Raw genomic sequence first — 22,961 nt, forward strand, 5'->3', positions numbered from 1 at the left:
TGCGTAACTCTTTGAATCTCAAGGAGTTTTCCGTTTCGACTGCGCCGGAAGTGGGGCGAATTATAGACCTCTGGAATTCGCCGTCAACCCCCAATTTCAACTTTATTCAGATTTCAGCGTAATACGTGCAAAAGCCTTCTTGCCGGCCTGGCAAACGTGAGTCGCGCCCAGTGCATATATAAAGGAGCGATCAACCACCTCACCATCGACACGCACGCCGCCAGCCGCCAACAGATCTCGCGCCGCCGCTGAGTTCTTCACCAAGCCAGCCTTATTAAGGACAGCAGCGATCGGCATATCCTCAACCGAAGACAGTTCGATCTCAGGCAAGTCATCTGGAAGCTCGCCATCCTTCATGCGGTTGCCGGCGCCTCGGTGAGCATTCGCCGCAGCTTCTTCACCATGGAAGCGCGCAACGATCTCTTCAGCCAGCTTGATTTTGATGTCGCGTGGATTCGCTCCAGCTTCGACGTCAGCCCGGAAGGCGTTGATCTCATCCATCGAGCGAAAGCTGAGCAACTCGAAGTAACGCCACATCAGCGCATCCGGGATGGAAACCAGCTTGCTGTACATAACGCCTGGTGCTTCCTGAATACCGACATAGTTGCCCAGCGACTTGGACATCTTCTTCACGCCATCCAGACCTTCCAGCAATGGCATGGTCAGAATGCACTGTGCCTCCTGCCCATACCCACGCTGCAACTCACGCCCCATCAGCAAATTGAATTTCTGATCGGTACCGCCCAGCTCGACATCGGCGCGCAGCGCGACCGAGTCATAACCCTGAACCAGCGGATAGAGGAACTCGTGAATAGCGATCGGCTGGTTGGTGGTATAGCGCTTGTCGAAGTCATCGCGCTCGAGCATGCGAGCAACGGTGTATTGCGAAGTCAGGCGAATGAAATCCGCCGGCCCCATCTTGTCCATCCAGGTGGAGTTGAAGGCAACTTCGGTTTTCGCCGGATCAAGGATTTTGAAAACCTGAGTCTTGTAAGTCTCGGCATTTTCCAGAACCTGCTCACGCGTCAGTGGCGGACGCGTGGCGCTCTTGCCACTCGGATCACCGATCATCCCGGTGAAGTCACCTATAAGGAAGATCACCTGGTGCCCCAGTTCCTGAAACTGACGCAGCTTATTAATAAGCACGGTATGCCCAAGATGCAGATCCGGAGCGGTAGGGTCGAAACCAGCCTTGATACGCAGCGGTTGGCCGCGCTTGAGCTTCTCGACCAGCTCGGACTCGACCAATAGTTCTTCCGCACCACGTTTAATCAGCGCTAGCTGCTCTTCAACCGACTTCATAACAGACCCGCAAGGCTCAGATTCAAAGGGAACCAACCATACAAGAACGCGCACCAATTACAAGTTTTGCCCGGCGCACGGACACCAATCCACAGACCCGAGGTCTGTAGACTTGCTTCAGCGATGATTTGGTTATATTTTATACAGTTATTTCATCTTCATCATGTCATTCATCTTTTCCAATTCATCTATTTCAAAGTCAAAAATTACCTATGACCACAGAACCGTCTAAAGCGCCCCCGCTTTACCCGAAGACCCACCTGCTCGCCGCAAGTGGAATCGCCGCCCTTCTCAGCCTGGCGCTGCTGGTATTTCCCTCCAGCGATGTTGAAGCCAAAAAGACGACTCTGAGTCTTGAACTGGAAAGTCCTGCGGAACAACTGACACAAGATCAAGACGCTGCTGATGCGGCTCAAGCCACAAACGAGCCCGCAGCTTCGCCGTTCGCACAAATCGAAAACAGCGACGGAAACACCGCACAAACCGCTGAAACCGCGCCAACACCTGTGGCGCCTGCTGAGAAACCAAAAGAGCCTGGGCACCGCGAGGTCGTGGTTTCCAAAGGCGATACGCTGTCTACCCTGTTTGAAAAAGTCGGCCTACCGGCAGCCTCCGTGCACGAAATACTGGCTAGCGACAAGCAAGCCAAGCAGTTCAGCCAACTCAAGCGCGGTCAGAAACTCGAATTCGAACTCAGCCCGGAAGGCCAGTTGACCAGCCTGCACAGCAAAGTCAGCGACGTTGAAACCATTACTTTGACCAAGAACGATAAGGGCTATTCGTTCAACCGAGTGACTGCCAAGCCAACCGTTCGCACTGCCTACGTCCACGGTGTCATCAACAGCTCACTGTCGCAGTCCGCAGCCCGCGCCGGCCTTTCTCACAGCATGACCATGGATATGGCCAGCGTCTTTGGCTACGACATCGACTTCGCGCAGGACATTCGTCAAGGCGACGAATTCGATGTGATCTACGAGCAGAAAGTCATCAACGGTAAGGCGGTCGGCACCGGCCCGATCCTGTCGGCGCGTTTCACCAACCGCGGGAAGACTTACACCGCTGTTCGCTACACCAACAAACAAGGCAACAGCAGCTATTACACTGCCGATGGCAACAGCATGCGCAAGGCCTTCATCCGTACGCCGGTTGACTTCGCCCGCATCAGCTCGAAGTTCTCCATGGGCCGTAAGCACCCTATCCTCAACAAGATCCGCGCGCACAAAGGTGTCGACTATGCAGCGCCGCGAGGCACGCCGATCAAGGCTGCCGGTGACGGCAAAGTGTTGCTGGCCGGTCGTCGTGGTGGTTACGGCAACACCGTGATCATTCAGCACGGCAACACTTACCGTACGCTCTATGGCCATATGCAGGGCTTTGCCAAAGGCGTGAAAACCGGTGGCAGCGTCAAGCAAGGTCAAGTCATTGGCTACATCGGTACAACTGGCCTTTCCACCGGCCCGCATTTGCACTATGAGTTCCAGGTCAACGGCGTTCACGTCGATCCGCTGGGCCAGAAGCTGCCGATGGCCGATCCGATCGCCAAGTCCGAACGCGCGCGCTTCCTCGCGCAGAGCCAGCCGTTGATGGCGCGCATGGATCAAGAGAAGGCTACCATGCTGGCTTCGAGCAAGCGCTAAGCCATGGCCCTGTATATCGGTGTGATGTCCGGAACCAGTCTCGACGGGCTGGACATCGCCCTGATCGAGCAGACCTCGGCGATCAAACTGATCGCCACCCACTACCTGCCAATGCCTGACTCCCTGCGCGCCGAGCTGCTTGGCTTGTGCGCCAGCGGCCCCGACGAGATCGCCCGTTCGGCGATTGCCCAGCAACACTGGGTCGAACTTGCTGCGTCAGGCATCCACGCCCTCCTCGCGCAACAACAGCTTGAGCCCGAAGCCATCCGCGCCATCGGCAGCCACGGTCAGACCATTCGCCATGAGCCGGCGCGCGGGTTTACCGTGCAGATCGGTAATCCAGCCCTGCTGACTGAGTTGACCGGTATTACCGTCGTCAGCGATTTCCGCAGTCGCGATGTCGCAGCGGGTGGCCAAGGTGCGCCTCTGGTGCCAGCCTTTCACGAAGCGTTGTTTGAAGAGCGTACTGGTAACCAGGCAGTCTTGAATGTCGGCGGATTCAGCAATCTCAGCCTGATTGAGCCGAACAAACCTGTAGCCGGTTTCGACTGCGGACCGGGGAATGTTCTGATGGACGCCTGGATTCACCGGCAACGGGGCGAGAACTATGACCGGGACGGCAAATGGGCTGCGATCGGCAAGGTTGAACCAGCCCTGCTCACGGCACTGCTCAGCGACCCGTTCTTCGTCACCAAAGGCCCGAAGAGTACCGGCCGGGAAGTCTTCAATCTGCCATGGCTGGAACAGCATCTTTCGAACCTGCCAACCTTCGCAGCCGAAGACGTTCAGGCCACGCTGCTCGAACTGACGGCGCTGACCATCGTCGAGTCGCTACAAAGCGCTCAATCGGACACTCAGGAATTGCTGGTTTGTGGCGGCGGCGCGCACAACGCGACGCTGATGAGACGTCTGGCGGATCTGCTGCCAAATACCCAAGTCGCCAGCACCGCAACTCACGGCGTTGACCCTGACTGGGTAGAAGCCATGGCCTTCGCCTGGCTGGCTCATTGCTGCCTCGAAGGCATCGCCGCCAATCGGCCAAGCGTCACCGGCGCTCGCGGGCTGCGCGTACTCGGCGCCATCTACCCGGCATAAACTTCAGATACAAAAACGCCGCAGAACCGAAAGGCTCTGCGGCGTTTTGTTGTGTGCGCTGAAGCGCGATCAGATCGAGAACGACGAACCACAACCACAAGTCGTTGTGGCATTCGGGTTCTTGATCACGAAGCGCGAACCTTCCAGACCTTCCTGATAATCCACCTCGGCACCGGCCAAGTACTGGAAGCTCATCGGATCGACCACCAGGCTCACGCCTTCGCGCTCGACGATGGTGTCGTCATCGGCCACGTCCTCATCGAAGGTGAAACCGTATTGAAACCCTGAACAACCGCCGCCCGTAACAAATACGCGCAGCTTCAAGCGATCATTCCCCTCTTCATCGACCAGGCTCTTCACCTTGTGCGCAGCACCTTGAGTGAATTGCAAAGCCGTGGGGGTGAAGGATTCGACGCTCATGCTGACTATCTCCCGGCGTTACGCCGCCATAATGCGTGATGACGCGCATTATCCGCTTGTCCTAGAAAATTGGTCAACTATTAGAGGAGCAGCGGCAAGCTTCAAGCGGTGAGCTTCAAGCCTGCCTCTGATCTCTTGTAGCTTGTGGCTTGAAGCTCGTAGCTGCTTTTAAGGCAGCATGCCGGCGTGTGACAGGCCGAAGCGCTCGTCCAGTCCGAACAGAATGTTCATGTTCTGCACCGCCTGGCCCGAGGCGCCCTTGACCAGATTGTCGATCACCGAGAGCACGACCACCAGATCGCCATCCTGTGGACGATGCACGGCGATGCGACAGACGTTGGCGCCACGCACGCTACGGGTTTCCGGGTGGCTGCCGGCTGGCATGACATCGACGAACGGTTCGTTGGCATAGCGCTTCTCGAACAGTGCCTGCAGATCAACCGAGCGATCCGCTACTGTCGCGTAGAGCGTGGAGTGAATACCGCGAATCATCGGCGTCAGGTGCGGGACGAAGGTCAGGCCGACGTCCTTGCCCGCCGCGCGACGCAGGCCCTGGCGAATTTCCGGCAGATGACGATGACCTTTTACCGCATAGGCCTTCATGCTTTCCGACGTCTCGGAGTACAAAGAACCTACAGCGGCACCACGCCCGGCACCACTGACACCAGATTTGCAGTCGGCGATCAAACGCGATGCGTCGGCCAGACCTGCTTCCAGCAATGGCAGGAAACCCAATTGCGTTGCGGTCGGATAGCAACCCGGCACCGCGATCAGGCGCGCTTTCTTGATCTGCTCGCGATTGACTTCCGGCAGACCATAGACCGCTTCGTCCAGCAATTGCGGTGCGCCGTGTGGCTGGCCGTACCACTTGGCCCATTCATCAGCATCTTGCAGACGGAAGTCGGCGGACAGGTCGATGACCTTGGTGCCCGCCGCCAGCAGCTCGCCTGCCAAGGCGTGAGCCACACCGTGTGGCGTGGCGAAGAAAACCACGTCGCAGGCGCCAAGGGTTATCACGTCCGGCACGCTGAACGCCAGCCCGTCATAGTGACCGCGCAGGTTCGGGTACATGTCAGCCACGGCCAGACCGGCCTCGGATCGGGAAGTGATGACGACCACTTCTGCCTGCGGATGCTGTGCCAACAGACGCAGCAGTTCGACACCGGTGTAACCCGTGCCGCCGACGATACCGACCTTGACCATAAACCTGCCCTCAACGAACCCACTGGAAAGCCGTCGATAATAGGGGCCGCGCGCGCCTGCGACAACCGCCAAGGTGACGCGCGGACGCTCAAGCCTCTACTATCTGGCTACCGTGAATGAGGGAATAACCAAAAATGCTCTATCTATGGCTCAAAGCGTTTCACATTGTCAGCGTCGTCTGCTGGTTTGCCGGGCTGTTCTACTTGCCGCGCCTGTTCGTTTACCACGCGCAAAGCACCGACACGATCAGCCAGGAACGCTTCAGCGTCATGGAGCGCAAGCTGTATCGCGGCATCATGGGCCCGGCGATGATCGCCACGCTGATCTTCGGTGGCTGGCTGATCTACCTCAACCCGAGCCTTTTCAGCCAGGGCGGCTGGATTCACGCAAAACTGACTCTGGTCGTTCTGCTGATCGGTTACCACCATATGTGCGGCGCGCAGGTAAAACGCTTCGCCCGTGGCGAAAACACCCGCAGCCATGTCTTTTATCGCTGGTTCAATGAAGTGCCGGTTCTGATATTGCTGGCTATCGTAATTCTGGTCGTGGTCAAGCCGTTCTAACTTCAACCAATACAGATCCTCGGGGTGTTCTCAATGTCGCTGCCCGCTCTGCTCGAACAACGTCTGCGTCTGCCCGTAGTAGCAGCGCCGATGTTCCTGATCTCCAATCCGGAACTGGTGCTCGCCTGCTGCCGCAACGGCGTGGTCGGCAGCTTTCCGGCGCTGAACCAACGCGAAAGCAGTGGGTTCAAGGCCTGGCTGGAACAGATCGAAGCGGGCCTGGCGACGCTGGATAATCCGGCCCCTTATGCGGTGAACCTGATTGTTCATCACAGCAACCCGCGCCTTCAGGCGGATCTGGACATCTGCGTCGAGCACAAGGTGCCGATCGTTATCACCAGCCTCGGCGCGGTGAAGGAACTGGTCGACGCGGTGCACAGCTATGGCGGTCTGGTGTTTCACGACGTGACCACGCGGCGCCATGCCGAGAAAGCCGCTGAAGCCGGTGTCGACGGGTTGATTGCCGTCGCGGCCGGCGCCGGCGGGCATGCCGGCACTTGGAGTCCGTTTGCGCTGATTGCCGAGATCCGTGAGTTTTTCGACAAGACGCTGTTGCTTGCAGGGTGTTTGAACCACGGCCATGAGATTCTAGCCGCGCAGCTGCTCGGCGCGGATTTGGCCTACTTCGGTACGCGATTTATCGGCACCAGCGAAAGTCACGCGCCTGACGCTTATAAAGAGATGCTGCTGACAGCCAAGGCTGCCGACATCATTCATACTCCAGCGGTGTCGGGAGTGCCGGCCAGTTTCATGCGCCAGAGCCTGGAGGCGGCCGGTTTCGACATGGCGGCACTGCAAGGCAAAGGCGAGGTGAATTTCGGCGACAAGCTCAAGCCGATCAACGATGAAGCCAAAGCCTGGAAGACTGTGTGGTCGGCGGGTCAGGGTGTTGGCCAGATTGGTGATCTGCCAAGCGTGGATCAGTTGATCGCGCGGCTCGACGCTGAATATCGTCAAGCCCAAACGCGCGCTGCACAGCTGCCACAACGCTGGCCGCGCTGAAAAACATATCTGGCCAGTCCTGATCAGACTGGCTGCCAAATGAATCGCGACAAGGATGCCTCGGCCATGAGCGACACCCGTTACAAGATCGTCTTCGACGGCGCGCTGCAGCCCGGCGTCGACTTCACCACCGCCAAACTGAATCTGGCGGATCTGTTCAAAAGCGATGTGGCCGCCATCGAGCGCCTGTTCAATGGCCGCACCGTCGCCCTCAAACGTGATTTGTCTCACAGCGATGCGCAGACGTATCTGCAGGCGTTGAACAAAACCGGGATCGATGCGCGGATCGAAGCGGAAACAGCCATCGAGCTGAATCTCGCGGACGTCCACGATAACCCTGCAGCGGTGGTGGAACCGGACTCGCCTTACGCCCCACCGCGCGCCAATGTCGGTGAAGCTCTGCCGCCATTCGCCACGCTCAAGCCATTGAGCGTCGAAGGCCGGATCGGTCGCCTGCGCTTTCTGGCCTGGACCATGGTCTTGAGCCTGGTGACCCTGCCCATCGTCGGCGTGTTTGCTTTGATTGCGTTGGGCTTGGTCAGCGGCGACTCGACTACCGGGCTGATCCTCGGCGGCATTCTGGCGGTCTTCCTGTTCCTCGGCTTCATGATCGTCAGCATTCTGTTCAGCGTTCAGCGCCTGCACGATATCGGCTGGTCGGGCTGGCTGTGGTTGTTGAATCTGGTGCCGTTCGTCGGCAGTTTTTTCCCGCTGGTAATGATGGTCGTACCCGGCAATGCCGGCGCCAACCGCTATGGCCCGCCGCCGCCACCGAACAGCACAGCGGTCAAAGTGCTGTGCTCGTTGTGGATCGTATTCTTCGCACTGATTTTTGCCGGCGGCCTGCTTGGCGGCTTCTCGGCTGTGCAGGAAGAATATGAAAGCAATCTGGAGAGCAGCTATGACAGCGGCGCGGTGACCACCGACGAAGTTGAGGTTGTCGAGCCGCCAGCGATTTCCGCTGACGAGGCAGCCGAACCGGCGCAGGCCCCTGTAGACTCTGCGCAAGAATGAACAGCGCTCCCTGCCGCGACAACCGCGTCGCCGGCGCGGAGCTGTTGCGATGGAGAACTGCATGACCCGTTACGCTCTGATCACCGGTGCTTCCAGCGGCATCGGCCTGGCCATGGCCGAAGCACTGGCCCGGCGCGGCCGCAGCCTGATTCTGGTGGCACGACAGCGTGATCAGCTGGAAAGTATCGCCATCGAGCTGACCCAGCGTTTCGATGTCGAAGTATTGTTTCGTGCCTGCGATCTCGGCGAACCGTTGCGCCTGTCGGGCTTTTTGCTGGAGCTGGAAGAAGGCGACCGGCAGATCGATCTGCTGGTCAATTGCGCAGGCATCGGCACCTGCGGGCCATTCCTCGCGCAGGATTGGATGACTGAGCAGGACCTCATCGAGGTCAACATTCTCGCCCTCACCCGCCTCTGCCATGCGGTGGGTAACAGTATGGCGCTTCTGGGTGGCGGGCAGATCCTCAATGTCGCCTCGGTGGCTGCGTACAGCCCCGGCCCATGGATGAGCACCTACTACGCCAGCAAAGCCTACGTGCTGCATTTTTCCGAAGCCCTGCGCGTGGAGCTCAAACAAAGCGGCGTGAAAGTCTCCGTGCTTTGCCCCGGCCCGACGCGCACACCGTTCTTCCGAACCGCACAGATGAGTAGCGAAAAGATCGAAAGCAGCCACTCGCTGATGAGTCCGGAAGAAGTGGCACTGCATGCCGTACGCGCACTGGATAAAAACCGCGCCATCATCATTCCGGGACGGCGCAACCGCTGGCTGGCGTTCCTGCCGCGACTGGGTTCGCGCTGGCTTAACCGGACGATTGTCGGCATGGTCAATAAAGCTTACTGCCCCCGCTAGGAACACGACTTCGAAGCGGTACACTCGATTCAGCCCAACTCAACGGAGAAACAGCAGTGGATACTCTGTTCACCAAGATCATCAACCGGGAAATCCCGGCCAATATCATCTACGAGGACGACCAGGTTCTGGCCTTCCACGACATCGCCCCACAGGCTCCGGTGCACTTTCTGGTGATCCCGAAAAAACCGGTGCGCACGCTCAACGACCTGACCGAAGACGACAAGGCACTGGCCGGGCACATCCTGTTCACCGCGCAGCGTCTGGCGCTGGAACTGGGTTGCGAAGAAGGCTTCCGCGTGGTGATGAACTGCAATGAACTTGGCGGGCAGACTGTCTATCACATCCATATGCACGTGCTGGGGCAGCGTCAGATGAACTGGCCGCCGGGCTGATTGGCGACAACCAACCGTGGGAGCGAGCCTGCTCGCGAAGGCGCCGATACATCCAACACTTCAGTAGCCGATAATCCGCTTTCGCGAGCAGGCTCGCTCCCACAAAAAAGCCTGACCGCCCAGCAAGTGACCCAGCGCAAACCCTCGCCGGCCGATTCGGTTAAACTGGCCGCCGAGATTCTTCCCGGAGGTCAGCATGACTACCCAACGTCACTACTCGCCCATAGACCGTCTGCTACTGCAAGCCGATGCCGCGATGCGCACCCTGTTGCCCTTCAGTGGCCAGCCGTACCGCCCGTCGCCAGCGATTCTGCAGCCGGATACGCAAATGAGCGATGAAGACACCCGCCATGTCGCCGGTCTGATGCGCATCAACCATACCGGCGAAGTCTGCGCCCAGGCGCTGTATCAGGGACAGGCGCTGACCGCCAAGTTGCCGCAGGTACGCGCAGCCATGGAGCACGCGGCTGAAGAAGAGATCGATCATCTGGTCTGGTGTGAACAGCGCATCCATCAGCTGGGCAGCCACACCAGCGTGCTGAATCCACTGTTTTACGGCATGTCGTTCGGTATCGGCGCGGTGGCCGGCCTGATCAGCGACAAGGTCAGCCTTGGTTTCGTTGCGGCGACCGAGCATCAGGTCTGCAAACACTTGAACGAACATCTGGAGCAATTGCCGGCCGAGGACGAAAAATCCCGGGCGATTCTTGAGCAGATGCGCATCGATGAAGAACACCATGCGGAAAGTGCTTTGGATGCGGGCGGATTTCGTTTTCCGGCGCCGGTCAAGTTCGGGATGAGCTTGTTGGCCAAGGTGATGACCAAGAGTACTTATCGGATCTGAAATCTGTGTCGGTGCTGATGACCTCTTCGCGAGCAGGCTCGCTCCCACAGAGGTTTTGTATGAGGCATGAAAAAGGCGACCACGAGGTCGCCTTTTTTTGTCCGGTAATCTTAGGTCGGCATGTTGCGCGCGTAGAAGATTTCCAGCATTTCGTGTTTCACACGGTCGGTCACCTGGGCACGCTGCTCGGGCGAGAGGTTGCTGGTGGCGTCGCCGAACAGGTAGTTATCCAGTTCGAAGTTCTTCAGCAGCATTTTGGTGTGGAACAGGTTTTCCTGGTACACGTTCACGTCGGTCATCTGGTACGCGTCGCGGGTGTCTTCGGAGAGGTAGTTCTGGATCGAGTTGATCTCGTGGTCGATGAAGTGTTTGTTGCCTTCAACGTCACGGGTGAAGCCGCGCACACGGTAATCCACGGTCACGATGTCCGAATCGAACTGGTGAATGAGGAAGTTGAGTGCTTTGAGCGGTGAAATGACACCACAGGTCGACACGTCGATATCCACACGGAAGGTCGCAATACCGTCGTCCGGATGGATTTCCGGATAGGTGTGCACCGTGATGTGGCTCTTGTCGAGGTGGGCCAGAATGATTTCGGGCAACGGGCCCGGCGATTCTTCGATCTGGCTGTCAGTCGGGGTCACCGGCTCTTCCGAAATCAGAATCGTGACGCTGGCGCCCTGGGGTTCATAGTCCTGACTGGCGATGTTCAGGATGTTGGCACCAATGATCTCGACAACTTCTGTGAGAATCTGCGTCAGGCGTTTCGCGTTGTACTCTTGATTGATGTACTCGACGTAAGCCTGCTGGTCTTGCGGGGTTTCCGCGTAGCAGATGTCATAGATGTTGAAGCTCAAGGTCTTTGTCAGGTTATTGAACCCGTGGAGCTTGAGTTTGCTTTTCACCGTTAAAAACTCTCTATGTATGCGGCGCGGCCGCGTGATCAAGCATGCCCGTCAAGTGCGAACAACGCACCTGCGTAGGACGGTTAACACCTCTTCGCGATGGCGATTTTGGTTATCTGTTCAGGCGGATGACCCGTCGGCTGACCGATCACTGCCCTGAAAAAAGTGGCGCATTATGCAGACGTCAGCGGGGGATCGCCAGAGTCTGCACTGCTTTTATGATAGTTGAATGTCGGTTCAGCCGAGTTCGACGATTTCATAATCGTGGGTGATTGCCACGCCAGCCGCGCCGAGCATGATCGACGCCGAGCAATATTTCTCGGCCGACAGTTCGATGGCGCGCTTGACCTGAGCTTCTTTCAAGCCCCGGCCCTTGACCACGAAGTGCATGTGGATCTTGGTAAACACCTTGGGATCTTCAGTCGCACGCTCGGCGTCGAGGAAGGCTTCACAGCTTTCAACGGCCTGACGTGACTTCTTCAGGATGCTGACCACATCGAAATTGCTGCAACCGCCGACACCCAGCAAGAGCATTTCCATCGGGCGAACCCCGAGGTTACGGCCACCGGCGTCCGGCGGGCCGTCCATCACCACGACATGACCGCTGCCGGATTCGCCGAGGAACATGGCTTCGCCAGCCCATTGGATGCGTGCCTTCATCGCCCAGACTCCACTGTAAAAAAAGGGTCGCCAGCTTAGCACAGCGCTTTGTCCCGACAGGAACGACGTCCTAGGACGGATGCTTTCTGGCTGTAGGTAATTTCTCGAATTTACGACGAAGTGTCTGGTAAGCTGGCGCCAATTCGCTGGCGCCAATTCGTCAGCTCTGTAGCGACCGCCTTCAGCGCCTCATAACAACTCAAACATCACCGTGCAGTCTTTTCGGGATACAACCATGGTTGCTATTACCCCCACACCCAAAATCAAGAACATCGACAAGCTGTTGATGCATTGCCAGCGTCGGCGTCATGCGGCCAAGAGCAACATCATCTGCGCCGGCGATCGCTCGGACACGCTGTACTTCATCATCAAGGGTTCGGTCACCATCCTCATCGAAGATGACGATGGCCGCGAGATGATCATCGCCTACCTCAACGCCGGGGATTTCTTCGGCGAATTGGGTCTGTTCGAGCAGGCAGGTCAGGAGCAGGAACGCAGCGCCTGGGTGCGGGCCAAGGTCGAATGCGAAACCGCGGAAATCAGTTACGCCAAGTTCCGCGAACTGTCGCAGCAGGATCCAGACATTCTTTACGCGCTCAGCGGACAAATCGCACAACGCCTGCGCAACACCACGCGCAAAGTCGGCGACCTGGCGTTTTTCGACGTCACCGGCCGCGTCGCCCGCTGCCTGCTGGAGCTGTGCAAACAGCCGGACGCCATGACCCACCCGGACGGCATGCAGATCAAAGTCACCCGTCAGGAAATCGGTCGGATTGTCGGTTGTTCGCGAGAAATGGTCGGCCGCGTGCTCAAGGATCTGGAAGAACGCAATCTGGTCGACGTGAAGGGCAAGACCATGGTGGTCTTCGGTACGCGCTAAGCTCGTAAATCAGGCACTGTAAATCTGCGCCAGCATCAAACGGAACAATTCATCGAGACGCGCCAACGCCTGTGGCGCTTTGAATTTCTCATGCAGGGCGATGTGGCTTTGCGCCCTCACCCGCTGCTCCAGGCCGCAGGCTTCATTGAAGCGATTGACCGCAGCAACCATCGCTTCGCGCTCGTCATCCATCAGCATCGCACCGTGCACCAAGCCCACCGGACGCTGGCCGCCCTGGCTCTGGCGCCAGCGCTGGGCGGTGCCGACCATCTTGCGACCGTCGAGATTGACGTTGAAACGTCCATCACAGAATGCGCCGTCGATTTCCCCGACCGACGAGGTGCCACCCAATTCATCCAGCAACTGACAGATCGGATCGCACAGGCGGCGGTAGCCGGTTTCGATGCGGTTCAGATCGCCTTCGCTGCGAGGCGGGGCATACACCAAGGCAATGTTGATGGTCGCAGCGGATTGCGGGACGGGCTCACCACCGGTTTCACGCAACAGCACCGGCCAGCCAGCAGCAGCGGAAACTTCGCAGGCGTGGTCGAAATGCGCGAGACGGTTGAGGCGGCGCGGCATGACCAGCGCGCGATCGGTGGGTTGCCAGAACAGCAGGCCGAATTCGGCGTCGCCAGCGCAGACCGAGGCCAGCAAGTCCTGTTCGGCTTGCAGGCCGGATTCGATGGTCAGGGGGGTTGGCAGCGACATAACAGGCTCCGGCAACATGGAAATCTTTAGCGGTTTCGATGGCCCCTTCGCGAGCAGGCTCGCTCCCACAGGGGGAAATGCATTCCAAATGTGGGAGCGAGCCTGCTTGCGAATGAGGTCGACTCGGTCAGTCGAGGGTCGAACCGCTGATCGGCACACCACGCTCCGGAAAGAACAGGCGCTGCATTTCAATGCCCGGATTTTCCGCGCGCATGAACGCTTCGCCGACCAGGAACGAATACACGTCGCTGATTTCCATCAGTTCGACGTCGGCACGATTGAGAATGCCGCTCTCGGTGATCACCAGGCGATCGCGCGGGATACGCGGCAACAGGTCGAGAGTAGTTTCCAGGCTGACATCAAAGGTGTGCAGGTTGCGGTTGTTGACCCCGACCAGCGGCGTGTCGAGGGTTTTCAACGCGCGCTCCAGTTCGTCACCGTCGTGCACTTCCACCAGGACGTCGAGACCGACGCCTTTGGCCACGGCGGCCAGCTCGGCCATTTTCACGTCGTCCAGTGCGGAGACGATGAGCAGCACGCAATCGGCGCCCAGCGCGCGGGCTTCAACGATCTGGTACGGATCGATCATGAAATCCTTGCGGATCACCGGCAGCTTGCAGGCGGCGCGCGCCTGTTGCAGGTAGGCATCGGCGCCCTGGAAGTAATCGATGTCGGTCAGCACCGACAGACAGGTCGCCCCGCCCTTTTCGTAGCTCTTGGCGATGTCTGCCGGGACGAAGTCTTCGCGGATCACGCCTTTGCTTGGCGAAGCCTTCTTGATTTCGGCAATCACCGCCGGTTGTTTCTTCTTCGCTTGCGCCAGCAACGCCTGGGCAAAACCACGGGGTGCATCGGCCGCCTTGGCCAGACTTTCCAGCTCGCTCAGGCTGACCCGAGCGCTGCGCTCGGCGACTTCCTCAACCTTGCGCGCCAGAATGTTTTCCAGAACCGTCGGTACACTCATCCTTCATTCTCCACTTTGAATACCGCGGTAAAGGCACCCAGCTCCTCGAGCTTTTCCCGAGCGAGGCCGGTGTGCAGCGCGTCGTGCGCCAGCTCCACACCTTGTTTCAGACTGCTTGCCAGGTCGGCGGCGTACAGCGCCGCACCGGCATTGAGCACAATCATCTCGGCAGCTTTCTGGCCGTTTTCGGTTTTGCGTTTACCGAGAGCGTCACGGATCAGCGCCAGCGATGCTTCCGGGCCTTCGACGGACAGGCCGTGCAGGCTCTGACTCTTCATGCCGAGGTCTTCCGGTTCGACCCAATACTCAGTGATTTCGTTGTTCTTCAGCTCGGCAACAAAGGTCGGCGCGGCGAGGCTGAATTCGTCCAGGCCGTCCTTCGAGTGCACGACCAGCACGTGTTTGCTGCCCAGTCGCTGCAAGACTTCGGCCAATGGCCGGCACAGCGTCTGGGTGAACACGCCGACGACCTGATGTTTCACACCGGCCGGATTCGTAAGCGGGCCGAGCATGTTGAACAGCGTGCGCAGGCCGAGTTCGCGGCGCGGGCCGGCGGCGTACTTCATCGCTTTGTGGTGGGTCTGGGCGAACATGAAACCGATGCCGACGTTGTCGATGCAGCGCGCGACCTGCACCGGGGTCAGGTTCAGATAAATGCCGGCAGCTTCCAGCAGATCGGCACTGCCGCTCTTGCCGGACACCGCGCGGTTGCCGTGCTTGGCCACGGTGCAACCGGCCGCTGCGACAACAAAGGAAGATGCGGTCGAGACGTTGAAGATGTTCGCACCGTCACCGCCGGTGCCGACCACATCGACCACGCCGTCGAGGGTTTTCAGCTCGACCTGATCGGCCAGCTCGCGCATCACCGACACCGCGCCGACGATCTCGTCGATGCTCTCACTCTTCATGCGCATGGCCATCATGAAAGCGCCGATCTGCGCTTCGGTGCACTGGCCGGTCATGATCTCGCGCATCACATCGCGCATTTCATCGGTGCTGAGGTCGAGATGTTCGACGATACGGCTGAGGGCTGTCTTGATGTTCATGGGAAGTCCTTAGCGCGTGCCGCCGGTTTGTTTGAGGAAATTGGCAAACAGTTCATGACCCTGCTCGGTGAGGATCGACTCGGGGTGGAACTGTACGCCCTCGATGTTCAGGGTCTTGTGGCGCAGGCCCATGATCTCGTCGACCGAGCCGTCATCGTGCTGGGTCCACGCGGTCAGCTCGAGGCAATCAGGCAGGCTGTCGTGCTTGACGATCAGCGAGTGGTAACGGGTAACGGTGAGCGGATGATTGAGGCCGGCAAACACGCCCTTGTCCTCGTGGAATACCGGGCTAGTCTTACCGTGCATGACCTGGCGGGCACGCACCACATCCCCGCCGAAGGCCTGGCCGATGGACTGGTGGCCGAGGCAAACGCCGAGGATCGGCAGCTTGCCGGCGAAGTGCTTGATCGCATCAATGGAAACGCCCGCCTCGGTGGGCGTGCACGGCCCGGGGGAAACCACGATGCGCTCGGGATTCAGCGCTTCGATTTCGGCGATGGTCAGTTCGTCGTTGCGCACCACTTTGACCTCGGCACCCAGCTCGCCGAGGTATTGCACAACGTTGTAGGTAAAGGAGTCGTAGTTGTCGATCATCAGCAACATGGCGTTTCGAACCTCTTGAATTCTGACTTGATGACAGCCTTCAGATGACTTGCCCGCAGGGCGCTGTGCGATGTCGGACGCGCACAGGGCGCCAGCACAGCGGCATTTCAAACAGACAAGGAAGGCAAAGCGATACAGACCCGGCGGAGCCGGCAGAGAAGATTCAGGCGCGCCAACGCCAGCGGGCGTGTGCCTTGATGACTTGATCCAGAAGTTTGCTGGTGATCAACACGGGGAAGGTCTCGTTCATACGTTCCGGCACAGTAACTTAGCTGGGCGGAGCACGCAATATGGCGGGGCGTGCGGGTTATAAAACGGGAGAAGGATTCGCGACCGATGGCAAAACGCCGAACGTTTTTGGTACTGTCGTTTCGTTCACCTACAACAATAAATAAACGGACTTGCTCATGATCAGACAGACGTTGTTTGTACCGCTGGCCAGCTGCTTGCTCGCACTCGCCTGCGCCCAGGCCAATGCAGCGCCCAATCCATATTCGAGTTTCATCGTCTTCGGTGACAGCCTCAACGATGCCGGCACCTTCGCCGACACCGGTGGCCCAGCGGGCTCCACCGAGCGTTACACCAACCGCACCGGGCCGGTGTATCAGGATGGCAGCGGCGAAGTTTTTTCATTGAATTCCACCCAGTTGCTTGGCGGCCGCCTGGGCTTTTCGCCCGACCAGACAGCCTCTTCCAGCTCCGCAGTGCGCGCGGAAAACGGCCAGCCCGACGGCAACAACTGGGCGGTCGGTGGTTATCGCACCGACCAGATTCTCGACTCGATCACCACCCAATCGGCCACCGGCGAACGCACCCGCGCCGGATACCTGCCGTCGAACGGCTTCCGCGCCGACCCGAACGCGCTGTATTACATTTCCGGTGGCGGCAACGACTTCCTCCAGGGCCGCATTCTCAGCCTGCCCCAGGCCAACGCCGCAGCCGATCGACTGGCCGATAGCGTGCAAACCCTGCAGACCGCCGGCGCCAAATACGTGATGGTCTGGCTGCTGCCCGACGTGGGCCTGACCCCGGCCCTCAATGGCACGCCGCTGCAAGCGTTCAGCAGCACCCTCGCCAACCAGTTCAACAGTCAGTTGGTGACGCGCCTGCAAGGCATCAACGCCGAAGTCATTCCGCTGAACATTCCGGTGCTGCTCTCGGAAGTCTTCGCCGACCCGGGGCGCTTTGGTCTGGCTACCGACCAGAACCTCACCGCGACCTGCTTCAGTGGCAATAGCTGCACGGAAAACGCCCGTTACGGGATCAACAGCGCCACGCCGGATCCGACCAAGCTGATCTACAACGATGGCGTACACCCGACCGAATCCGGGCAGAAACTGATCGCCGATTACGCCTATTCGTTGCTGGCAGCGCCATGGGAATTGAGCCTGCTGCCGGAAATGGCCCATGGCACGGTGCGCGCGCATCAGGATGAATTGCGCAACCAATGGCAGGCGGACTGGGAGAACTGGCAAGCGGTCGGCCAATGGCGTGCGATTGTCTCGGCCGGCGGACAGCATCTGGATGTCGACAGCCAAAGCAGCGGCGCCAGCGCCGATGGCAGCGGTTACAACCTCAACGTCGGCGGCAGCTATCGCCTGAACGAAGCCTGGCGCGTGGGCGTGGCGGCCGGTTTGTATCGACAGAATCTCGAGGCCGGGCACAACGATTCCGACTACAAGCTCAACAGCTACATGGCCACCGCGTTCGCCCAGTTCCAGCAGAATCGCTGGTGGGCCGACGCGGCGCTGACCGGTGGCAAACTCGACTACGACAACCTCAAGCGCAAGTTCGACCTCGGCGCCAGCGAGGGAGCGGAGAAAGGCGATACCGACGGCAGCCTGTGGGCGCTCAGCACGCGCCTGGGCTATGACATTGCGCAACCGGGCAGCCAATGGCATCTGTCGCCGTTTGTCAGCGCCGATTACGCCAGTGTCGACGTCGACGGTTACTCGGAAAAGAGCAACCGCGCCACCGCGCTGACCTTCGATGACCAGAGCCGCGATTCGAAACGCCTGGGCCTGGGGATTCAAGGCAAGTACAACTTCACCGCGCAAACCCAGGTGTATGGCGAATACGCCCACGAGCGTGAGTACGAAGATGACGTGCAGAAGGTCAACATTGCCCTCAACACCCTGCCGGCCAATGACTTCACCCTTGAAGGCTACACACCGGCAAGTCACCTGAACCGCTTGAGCCTGGGTGTCAGTCACAAGCTGACGGCGGATCTGGCGCTGCGTGGGGGTTATACCTTCCGCAAGGATGATGACTTCAAGCAGCAGGGCCTGAATGTCGGGGTTGTGCTGGATTTCTGAGTCGTAGATGCAAAAAAGCGGCGCCTGTCAGGGCGCCGCTTTTTTTATGCCTCAACACAAAACCCGATGTGGGAGCGAGCCTGCTCGCGAAAGCGCTGGGTCAGTCAGCATCAACGGTGACTGACTCACCTCTTCGCGAGCAGGCTCGCTCCCACACGGGAAATTGCGTGGCTCAGGCGTCCGGGGTCTGCTCGGCCAGGGCCACGGCGCGGAACATCGCGCGGCGTTTGTTCAGGGTTTCTTCCCATTCCAGCGCCGGCACCGAGTCGGCGACGATGCCGCCGCCGGCCTGCACGTGCAGCTCGCCGTTCTTGATCACCGCCGTGCGAATGGCAATGGCGGTGTCCATGTTGCCGTTCCAGGCGAAGTAACCGACCGCGCCGCCGTACACACCGCGCTTGACCGGCTCCAGCTCGTCGATGATTTCCATCGCGCGAATCTTCGGTGCGCCCGACAACGTACCCGCCGGCAGAATCGCCCGCAGTGCGTCCATCGCGGTCAGGCCCGACTTCAACTGGCCGGTGACGTTGGAGACGATGTGCATCACATTGGAATAACGCTCGATGACCATTTTCTCGGTGAGCTTCACCGAGCCGATTTCCGAGACTCGCCCGGTATCGTTGCGGCCCAGATCGATCAGCATCAAGTGCTCGGCGATCTCCTTGTCATCCGAGAGCAGATCCTGCTCCAGCGCCACATCGGCTTCTTCGGTGGCACCGCGTGGGCGCGTGCCGGCGATCGGGCGCACGGTGATCAGATTGTCTTCGACGCGCACCAGCACTTCCGGCGAACTGCCGACGACGTGGAAATCGCCGAAGTTGAAGAAGTACATGTACGGCGTCGGGTTGAAGCACCGCAGGGCACGGTACAGATCGATCGGCGCAGCTTTGAAGTCGATCGACATACGCTGCGACGGCACCACCTGCATGCAGTCGCCGGCGAGGATGTATTCCTTGATGGTGTCGACGGCTTTTTCGTAATCGTCCTGAGTGAAACTGGAACGGAACACCGGATCGGCCGATTGCTGTTTGCTGAAATCCAGGCCACGACGCGGGGTGATCGGCTGACGCAGTTGCTCGAGCAGTTCCTGCAACCGCGCCTGACCTTGCTCGAAGGCATCGGTCTGCGCAGGGTCGGCGAGGACGATCGCGTGCATCTTGCCGGCCAGGTTGTCGAACACCACAACGGCGTCGGAAACCATCAGCAGAATGTCCGGCACGCCCAGCGGATCCGGGTTCGGGCATTTGCCCAGACGCTTCTCGACATAGCGCACACAGTCGTAACCGAAGTAACCGACCAGACCACCGTTGAAGCGCGGCAGGCCGGCGATGGTCGGCACGTTGTAGCGCGCCTTGAAGGTTTCAACGAAGGCCAGCGGGTCTTCGACGTCATGGCTTTCGGTCTCGACGCCATCGACGGTGATGCTGACGTGATGATCATGAACCCGCAGCACGGTGCGGCACGGCAAGCCGATGATCGAATAACGGCCCCATTTCTCGCCGCCCTGCACCGATTCGAGCAGGTAGGAGTTGGGCTGGTCGGCCAGTTTCAGATAGATCGACAGCGGCGTGTCGAAGTCGGCCAGGGTTTCGCAGGCCAGCGGGATGCGGTTATAGCCGTCAGCGGCCAGACGCAGGAATTCTTCGCGATTCATAAGGTGCCTCGTGGTGTGAGGTGCAATCAGTCAGGTATGCAAACGCGCCGGCACGGCCGGCCAGAATCAGTCAGGCGCGCCAACGCCAGCGGGCCAGGGCCTTGATGACTTTCATCCAGAGTTTGCGGGTAACCACCACGATGGCGTTTCCAGAAGGGGGTTGAACAGCGTCGGGCAACGTTATCCCACCGGCCAGATCCAGGCAACCGGGAATTAGTTTGCGCAAATCGTCGATCACCAGTGCCGGCGATTCCTCGGCAATCGGCCGGCCATGGTTGTAGCCATAACTCAGCGCCACACACTTGACCCCCGCCGCTTTCGCCGCCTGCACATCACTGCGCGAGTCGCCGACGAACAACGATTGCGAGGCCGGAATGTTGGCCATCTTCATCACGAAAAACAGCGCCGCCGGGTCAGGCTTCTTCTGTGGCAGGGTATCGCCGCCGATGATCCACTTGAAGTAGCGCCCGATCTTCATCTGATCGAGCAACGGCGCGACGAAGCGCTCGGGCTTGTTGGTGATCAACGCCATGGCCACGCCTTGCTTGTGCAGCCACTTGAGCGTGTCGCGCACACCGGGATAGACCACGGTCAGTTCATGGCTGGCGCCGTACGCCTCCATGAAAATCTCCAGTGCGCGCTCGGCTTCAGCGTCGTCCACTGCCGAGTGATCGATGCCACCCGCCAAGGCCCGACGCACCAGCACCGGCGCGCCATTGCCGACCCATTCGCGCACCGCTTCGATACCCGCCGGCGGACGGCCGAGGGAGAGCAGCATGGTGTCCACCGCCGCCGCCAGGTCGGGAACCGAATCGATCAGCGTGCCATCCAGATCGAACATCACCAACCGTGGCAACTGCCCCGGGAACAACTGCTCAAAACCGCTCATGGGCGCGCCAGTGCCAGTTCGGAACGCATCTTGTCGATGACTTCCTGATAGTTCGGCGCGTTGAAAATGGCCGAGCCGGCGACAAAGGTGTCAGCGCCAGCAGCGGCAATTTCGCGGATGTTGTTGACGTTGACGCCGCCGTCGATTTCCAGACGGATGTCGCGACCGGAAGCGTCGATGATCGCCCGCGCTTCACGCAACTTGTCGAGGGTGCCGGGAATGAACTTCTGCCCGCCGAATCCCGGGTTGACGCTCATCAGCAGGACCATGTCGACCTTGTCGATCACGTACTTGAGCACGTCCAGCGGAGTCGCCGGGTTGAACACCAGACCGGATTTGCAACCACCTTCGCGGATCAATTGCAGCGAGCGATCGACGTGCAAAGTGGCTTCCGGGTGGAAGGTGATGTAGGTCGCGCCGGCTTCGATGAAGTCGCCGACGATGCGGTCCACCGGGCTGACCATCAGGTGCGCGTCGATCGGCGCGGTGACGCCGTACTTGCGCAGCGCCGCGCAGACCATCGGGCCGATCGTCAGGTTCGGTACGTAGTGGTTGTCCATGACATCGAAGTGGACGAAGTCGGCGCCGGCGGCGAGAACGTTGTCCACTTCCTCGCCGAGGCGGGCGAAGTCGGCGGAGAGGATCGACGGAGCAATTACGAAGGGCTGCATGACGCACCTGTGCTGAGCTAAATCACGATGGCGCGCATTGTATACCTCAAGTTTCCACGCGCGCACCGGGACCGCGATGATTGGGTTGTGCCATGAGCCCTCAGCGATCGCGCCTCAGTAAGCCGCGCGGTAGATCTTCTCGATATCGCCGGCGCTGAGTTTGCGCGGGTTGTTGCGCATCAAGCGCTCGATGCCAGCGGCCTCCACGGCCATCGCCGGGATCGCTTCCTCCGGCACGCCGAAACTGCGCAGCCCGGCAGGGATTTCCACCGCCGCGCACAGGTCGGTCATGGCCTGCACGGCTTTGTCCGCGGCTTCGCTGGCGCTCAGATGCGCGGTCTTCACGCCCATGGCTTCGGCAATATCCTGCATGCGTTCGACACAGGCCATTTTGTTCCAGGTCATCACATAGGGCAGCAGCAAGGCGTTGCTGACGCCGTGGGCAATGTTGAAGCGCCCACCCAGCGGATACGCCAGCGCATGCACCGCGCCGACCCCGGCGTTACCGAACGCCATGCCGGCCATGAGGCTGGCGGTGGCCATGTCTTCGCGCGCTTGCAGATTGGCGCCGTTGGCGTAGGCCTTGGGCAAGGCGCTGGCGATCAACTTGATCGCGCCGATGGCGAGGGAGTCGGTGATCGGCGAGGCGTTCACCGACAGATAGGATTCGATGGCGTGCACCAGTGCATCGACACCACTGGCGGCGGTGACACTGCGCGGGCAGGTCAGGGTCATTTGCGGGCTGACCAGCGCCACGTCCGGCAGCAGATAGTCGCTGACGATGCCTTTCTTCAACTGCGCGACCTTGTCCGAGAGGATCGCCACGTTGGTGACTTCAGAGCCAGTGCCGGCGGTGGTCGGAATGGCGATCAGCGGCGGGCCCTTGCGCGGCACCTGATCGACGCCGAACAGATCTTCCAGCGCGCCGTGGTAACCGGCGTAGGCGGCGACACTCTTGGCAATGTCGATGGCGCTGCCACCGCCGAGGCCGATCAAACCGTCATGCCCGCCCTCACGGTAGGCACGCATGCAGTCTTCGACGATGGCGATTTCCGGGTCGGGCAGCACACGGTCGAAAATCTCGTACTCGCGCCCGCCGAGCTGCACCAGCGCCAGCTCGACAGTACCGGACTTGACCAGCGCGGCGTCGGTGACGATCAGCGGATTATCGATGTCCAGACGGGTGAGTTCGGCGGCCAGTTGTTCGATGGCTGCGGCGCCGGTGATCAGTTTGTGAGCGATTTTGAACTGGGACAGACTCATGGTGCGCAGCCTCTTATAGATGTGGGAGCTGGGCACAAGATTAGCTGGGGATTTGGGGTTGTCTGCTATTCAGGG

At 59.7% G+C, this 22,961-nt stretch carries 23 protein-coding genes; 10 read left to right on the plus strand and 13 right to left on the minus strand.

The annotated features are described in order from the left end of the window. Positions 1-102: 102 nt before the first annotated feature. A complete protein-coding gene (gene tyrS, locus V8J63_RS21910; RefSeq protein ID WP_024014528.1) occupies positions 103-1,302 on the minus strand; it encodes a tyrosine--tRNA ligase in 1,200 nt (399 codons plus the stop codon). Between the two features lie 212 nt (positions 1,303-1,514). On the opposite strand from tyrS, the gene V8J63_RS21915 reads away from it, so the two are divergent. Both V8J63_RS21915 and V8J63_RS21920 read left to right on the plus strand, forming a co-directional pair. Beyond that, entirely contained in the window at positions 1,515-2,939 is a 1,425-nt protein-coding gene (locus V8J63_RS21915) for a peptidoglycan DD-metalloendopeptidase family protein (RefSeq protein WP_130902109.1), read from the plus strand. A gap of 3 nt (positions 2,940-2,942) precedes the next feature. Then, the gene (locus V8J63_RS21920) at positions 2,943-4,034 is read left to right on the plus strand and encodes an anhydro-N-acetylmuramic acid kinase (protein WP_336464625.1); all 1,092 of its coding nucleotides are present in this window, start codon (positions 2,943-2,945) and stop codon (positions 4,032-4,034) included. Between the two features lie 69 nt (positions 4,035-4,103). On the opposite strand, the gene erpA is transcribed toward V8J63_RS21920, so the two are convergent. Continuing rightward, on the minus strand, positions 4,104-4,454 hold the full coding sequence (gene erpA / locus V8J63_RS21925) for an iron-sulfur cluster insertion protein ErpA (RefSeq protein WP_007918905.1): 351 nt from the start codon (positions 4,452-4,454) through the stop codon (positions 4,104-4,106). Positions 4,455-4,622: 168 nt separating this feature from the next. Then, positions 4,623-5,657: an N-acetyl-gamma-glutamyl-phosphate reductase gene (argC, locus tag V8J63_RS21930; protein WP_130902111.1), complete on the minus strand. Its 1,035-nt coding sequence runs from the start codon at positions 5,655-5,657 to the stop codon at positions 4,623-4,625. 134 nt (positions 5,658-5,791) lie between these two features. Here argC and hemJ point away from each other — a divergent pair, with 134 nt between their 5' ends. The 6 genes from hemJ to coq7 all read left to right on the plus strand — a co-directional run bounded on the left by hemJ (position 5,792) and on the right by coq7 (position 10,325). Then, positions 5,792-6,220, plus strand: coding sequence for a protoporphyrinogen oxidase HemJ (gene hemJ / locus V8J63_RS21935; protein WP_016772928.1), 429 nt, complete (start codon positions 5,792-5,794; stop codon positions 6,218-6,220). 33 nt (positions 6,221-6,253) lie between these two features. Continuing rightward, positions 6,254-7,222 (plus strand): NAD(P)H-dependent flavin oxidoreductase, encoded by a 969-nt coding sequence (locus tag V8J63_RS21940; RefSeq protein WP_197892374.1) that lies wholly within the window; start codon positions 6,254-6,256, stop codon positions 7,220-7,222. A 66-nt stretch (positions 7,223-7,288) separates the two neighbouring features. Next, entirely contained in the window at positions 7,289-8,236 is a 948-nt protein-coding gene (locus V8J63_RS21945) for a DUF805 domain-containing protein (protein WP_336464627.1), read from the plus strand. 61 nt (positions 8,237-8,297) lie between these two features. Beyond that, positions 8,298-9,086 carry an SDR family NAD(P)-dependent oxidoreductase gene (locus V8J63_RS21950; RefSeq protein WP_122612457.1) on the plus strand — a complete coding sequence of 263 codons (789 nt, stop codon included), beginning with the start codon at positions 8,298-8,300 and terminating at the stop codon, positions 9,084-9,086. Positions 9,087-9,142: 56 nt separating this feature from the next. Then, positions 9,143-9,481 carry a histidine triad nucleotide-binding protein gene (locus tag V8J63_RS21955; protein ID WP_016772924.1) on the plus strand — a complete coding sequence of 113 codons (339 nt, stop codon included), beginning with the start codon at positions 9,143-9,145 and terminating at the stop codon, positions 9,479-9,481. Between the two features lie 196 nt (positions 9,482-9,677). Then, a complete protein-coding gene (gene coq7, locus V8J63_RS21960; RefSeq protein ID WP_041476678.1) occupies positions 9,678-10,325 on the plus strand; it encodes a 2-polyprenyl-3-methyl-6-methoxy-1,4-benzoquinone monooxygenase in 648 nt (215 codons plus the stop codon). Positions 10,326-10,435: 110 nt separating this feature from the next. Here coq7 and speD read toward each other — a convergent pair whose 3' ends face one another. Both speD and V8J63_RS21970 read right to left on the minus strand, forming a co-directional pair. Then, the gene (gene speD, locus V8J63_RS21965) at positions 10,436-11,230 is read right to left on the minus strand and encodes an adenosylmethionine decarboxylase (protein ID WP_024014530.1); all 795 of its coding nucleotides are present in this window, start codon (positions 11,228-11,230) and stop codon (positions 10,436-10,438) included. 237 nt (positions 11,231-11,467) lie between these two features. Further along, complete coding sequence (locus V8J63_RS21970) at positions 11,468-11,890, minus strand: OsmC family protein (RefSeq protein ID WP_016772921.1); 423 nt, start codon at positions 11,888-11,890, stop codon at positions 11,468-11,470. Positions 11,891-12,125: 235 nt separating this feature from the next. On the opposite strand from V8J63_RS21970, the gene crp reads away from it, so the two are divergent. After that, positions 12,126-12,770 (plus strand): cAMP-activated global transcriptional regulator CRP, encoded by a 645-nt coding sequence (gene crp / locus V8J63_RS21975; RefSeq protein ID WP_016772920.1) that lies wholly within the window; start codon positions 12,126-12,128, stop codon positions 12,768-12,770. A 9-nt stretch (positions 12,771-12,779) separates the two neighbouring features. Here crp and V8J63_RS21980 read toward each other — a convergent pair whose 3' ends face one another. The 4 genes from V8J63_RS21980 to V8J63_RS21995 form a co-directional block, all read right to left on the minus strand. Beyond that, positions 12,780-13,481, minus strand: coding sequence for a lipoate--protein ligase family protein (locus V8J63_RS21980; protein ID WP_336464628.1), 702 nt, complete (start codon positions 13,479-13,481; stop codon positions 12,780-12,782). Between the two features lie 127 nt (positions 13,482-13,608). Then, positions 13,609-14,445, minus strand: a complete 837-nt coding sequence (trpC, locus tag V8J63_RS21985; RefSeq protein ID WP_336464629.1) for an indole-3-glycerol phosphate synthase TrpC — start codon at positions 14,443-14,445, stop codon at positions 13,609-13,611. Next, positions 14,442-15,491, minus strand: a complete 1,050-nt coding sequence (gene trpD, locus V8J63_RS21990) for an anthranilate phosphoribosyltransferase (protein ID WP_016772917.1) — start codon at positions 15,489-15,491, stop codon at positions 14,442-14,444. The genes trpC and trpD overlap by 4 nt, the downstream gene beginning before the upstream one ends. 9 nt (positions 15,492-15,500) lie before the next feature. Next, complete coding sequence (locus V8J63_RS21995) at positions 15,501-16,094, minus strand: aminodeoxychorismate/anthranilate synthase component II (RefSeq protein ID WP_041476683.1); 594 nt, start codon at positions 16,092-16,094, stop codon at positions 15,501-15,503. Between the two features lie 407 nt (positions 16,095-16,501). On the opposite strand from V8J63_RS21995, the gene estP reads away from it, so the two are divergent. Continuing rightward, entirely contained in the window at positions 16,502-18,409 is a 1,908-nt protein-coding gene (gene estP / locus V8J63_RS22000) for an esterase EstP (protein WP_130902114.1), read from the plus strand. Between the two features lie 172 nt (positions 18,410-18,581). On the opposite strand, the gene trpE is transcribed toward estP, so the two are convergent. The 4 genes from trpE to V8J63_RS22020 all read right to left on the minus strand — a co-directional run bounded on the left by trpE (position 18,582) and on the right by V8J63_RS22020 (position 22,886). Further along, complete coding sequence (gene trpE / locus V8J63_RS22005) at positions 18,582-20,063, minus strand: anthranilate synthase component I (protein WP_125925541.1); 1,482 nt, start codon at positions 20,061-20,063, stop codon at positions 18,582-18,584. 70 nt (positions 20,064-20,133) lie between these two features. After that, entirely contained in the window at positions 20,134-20,952 is an 819-nt protein-coding gene (locus V8J63_RS22010; protein WP_041476686.1) for a phosphoglycolate phosphatase, read from the minus strand. Then, positions 20,949-21,623, minus strand: a complete 675-nt coding sequence (gene rpe / locus V8J63_RS22015; protein ID WP_007918813.1) for a ribulose-phosphate 3-epimerase — start codon at positions 21,621-21,623, stop codon at positions 20,949-20,951. The genes V8J63_RS22010 and rpe overlap by 4 nt, the downstream gene beginning before the upstream one ends. A 114-nt stretch (positions 21,624-21,737) precedes the next feature. Then, the gene (locus V8J63_RS22020; RefSeq protein WP_016772910.1) at positions 21,738-22,886 is read right to left on the minus strand and encodes an iron-containing alcohol dehydrogenase; all 1,149 of its coding nucleotides are present in this window, start codon (positions 22,884-22,886) and stop codon (positions 21,738-21,740) included. Positions 22,887-22,961 lie beyond the last annotated feature (75 nt).

The sequence above is a fragment of the Pseudomonas sp. CCNWLW23 genome (assembly GCF_037095675.1).
GTDB classification, from domain to species: domain Bacteria; phylum Pseudomonadota; class Gammaproteobacteria; order Pseudomonadales; family Pseudomonadaceae; genus Aquipseudomonas; species Aquipseudomonas atacamensis.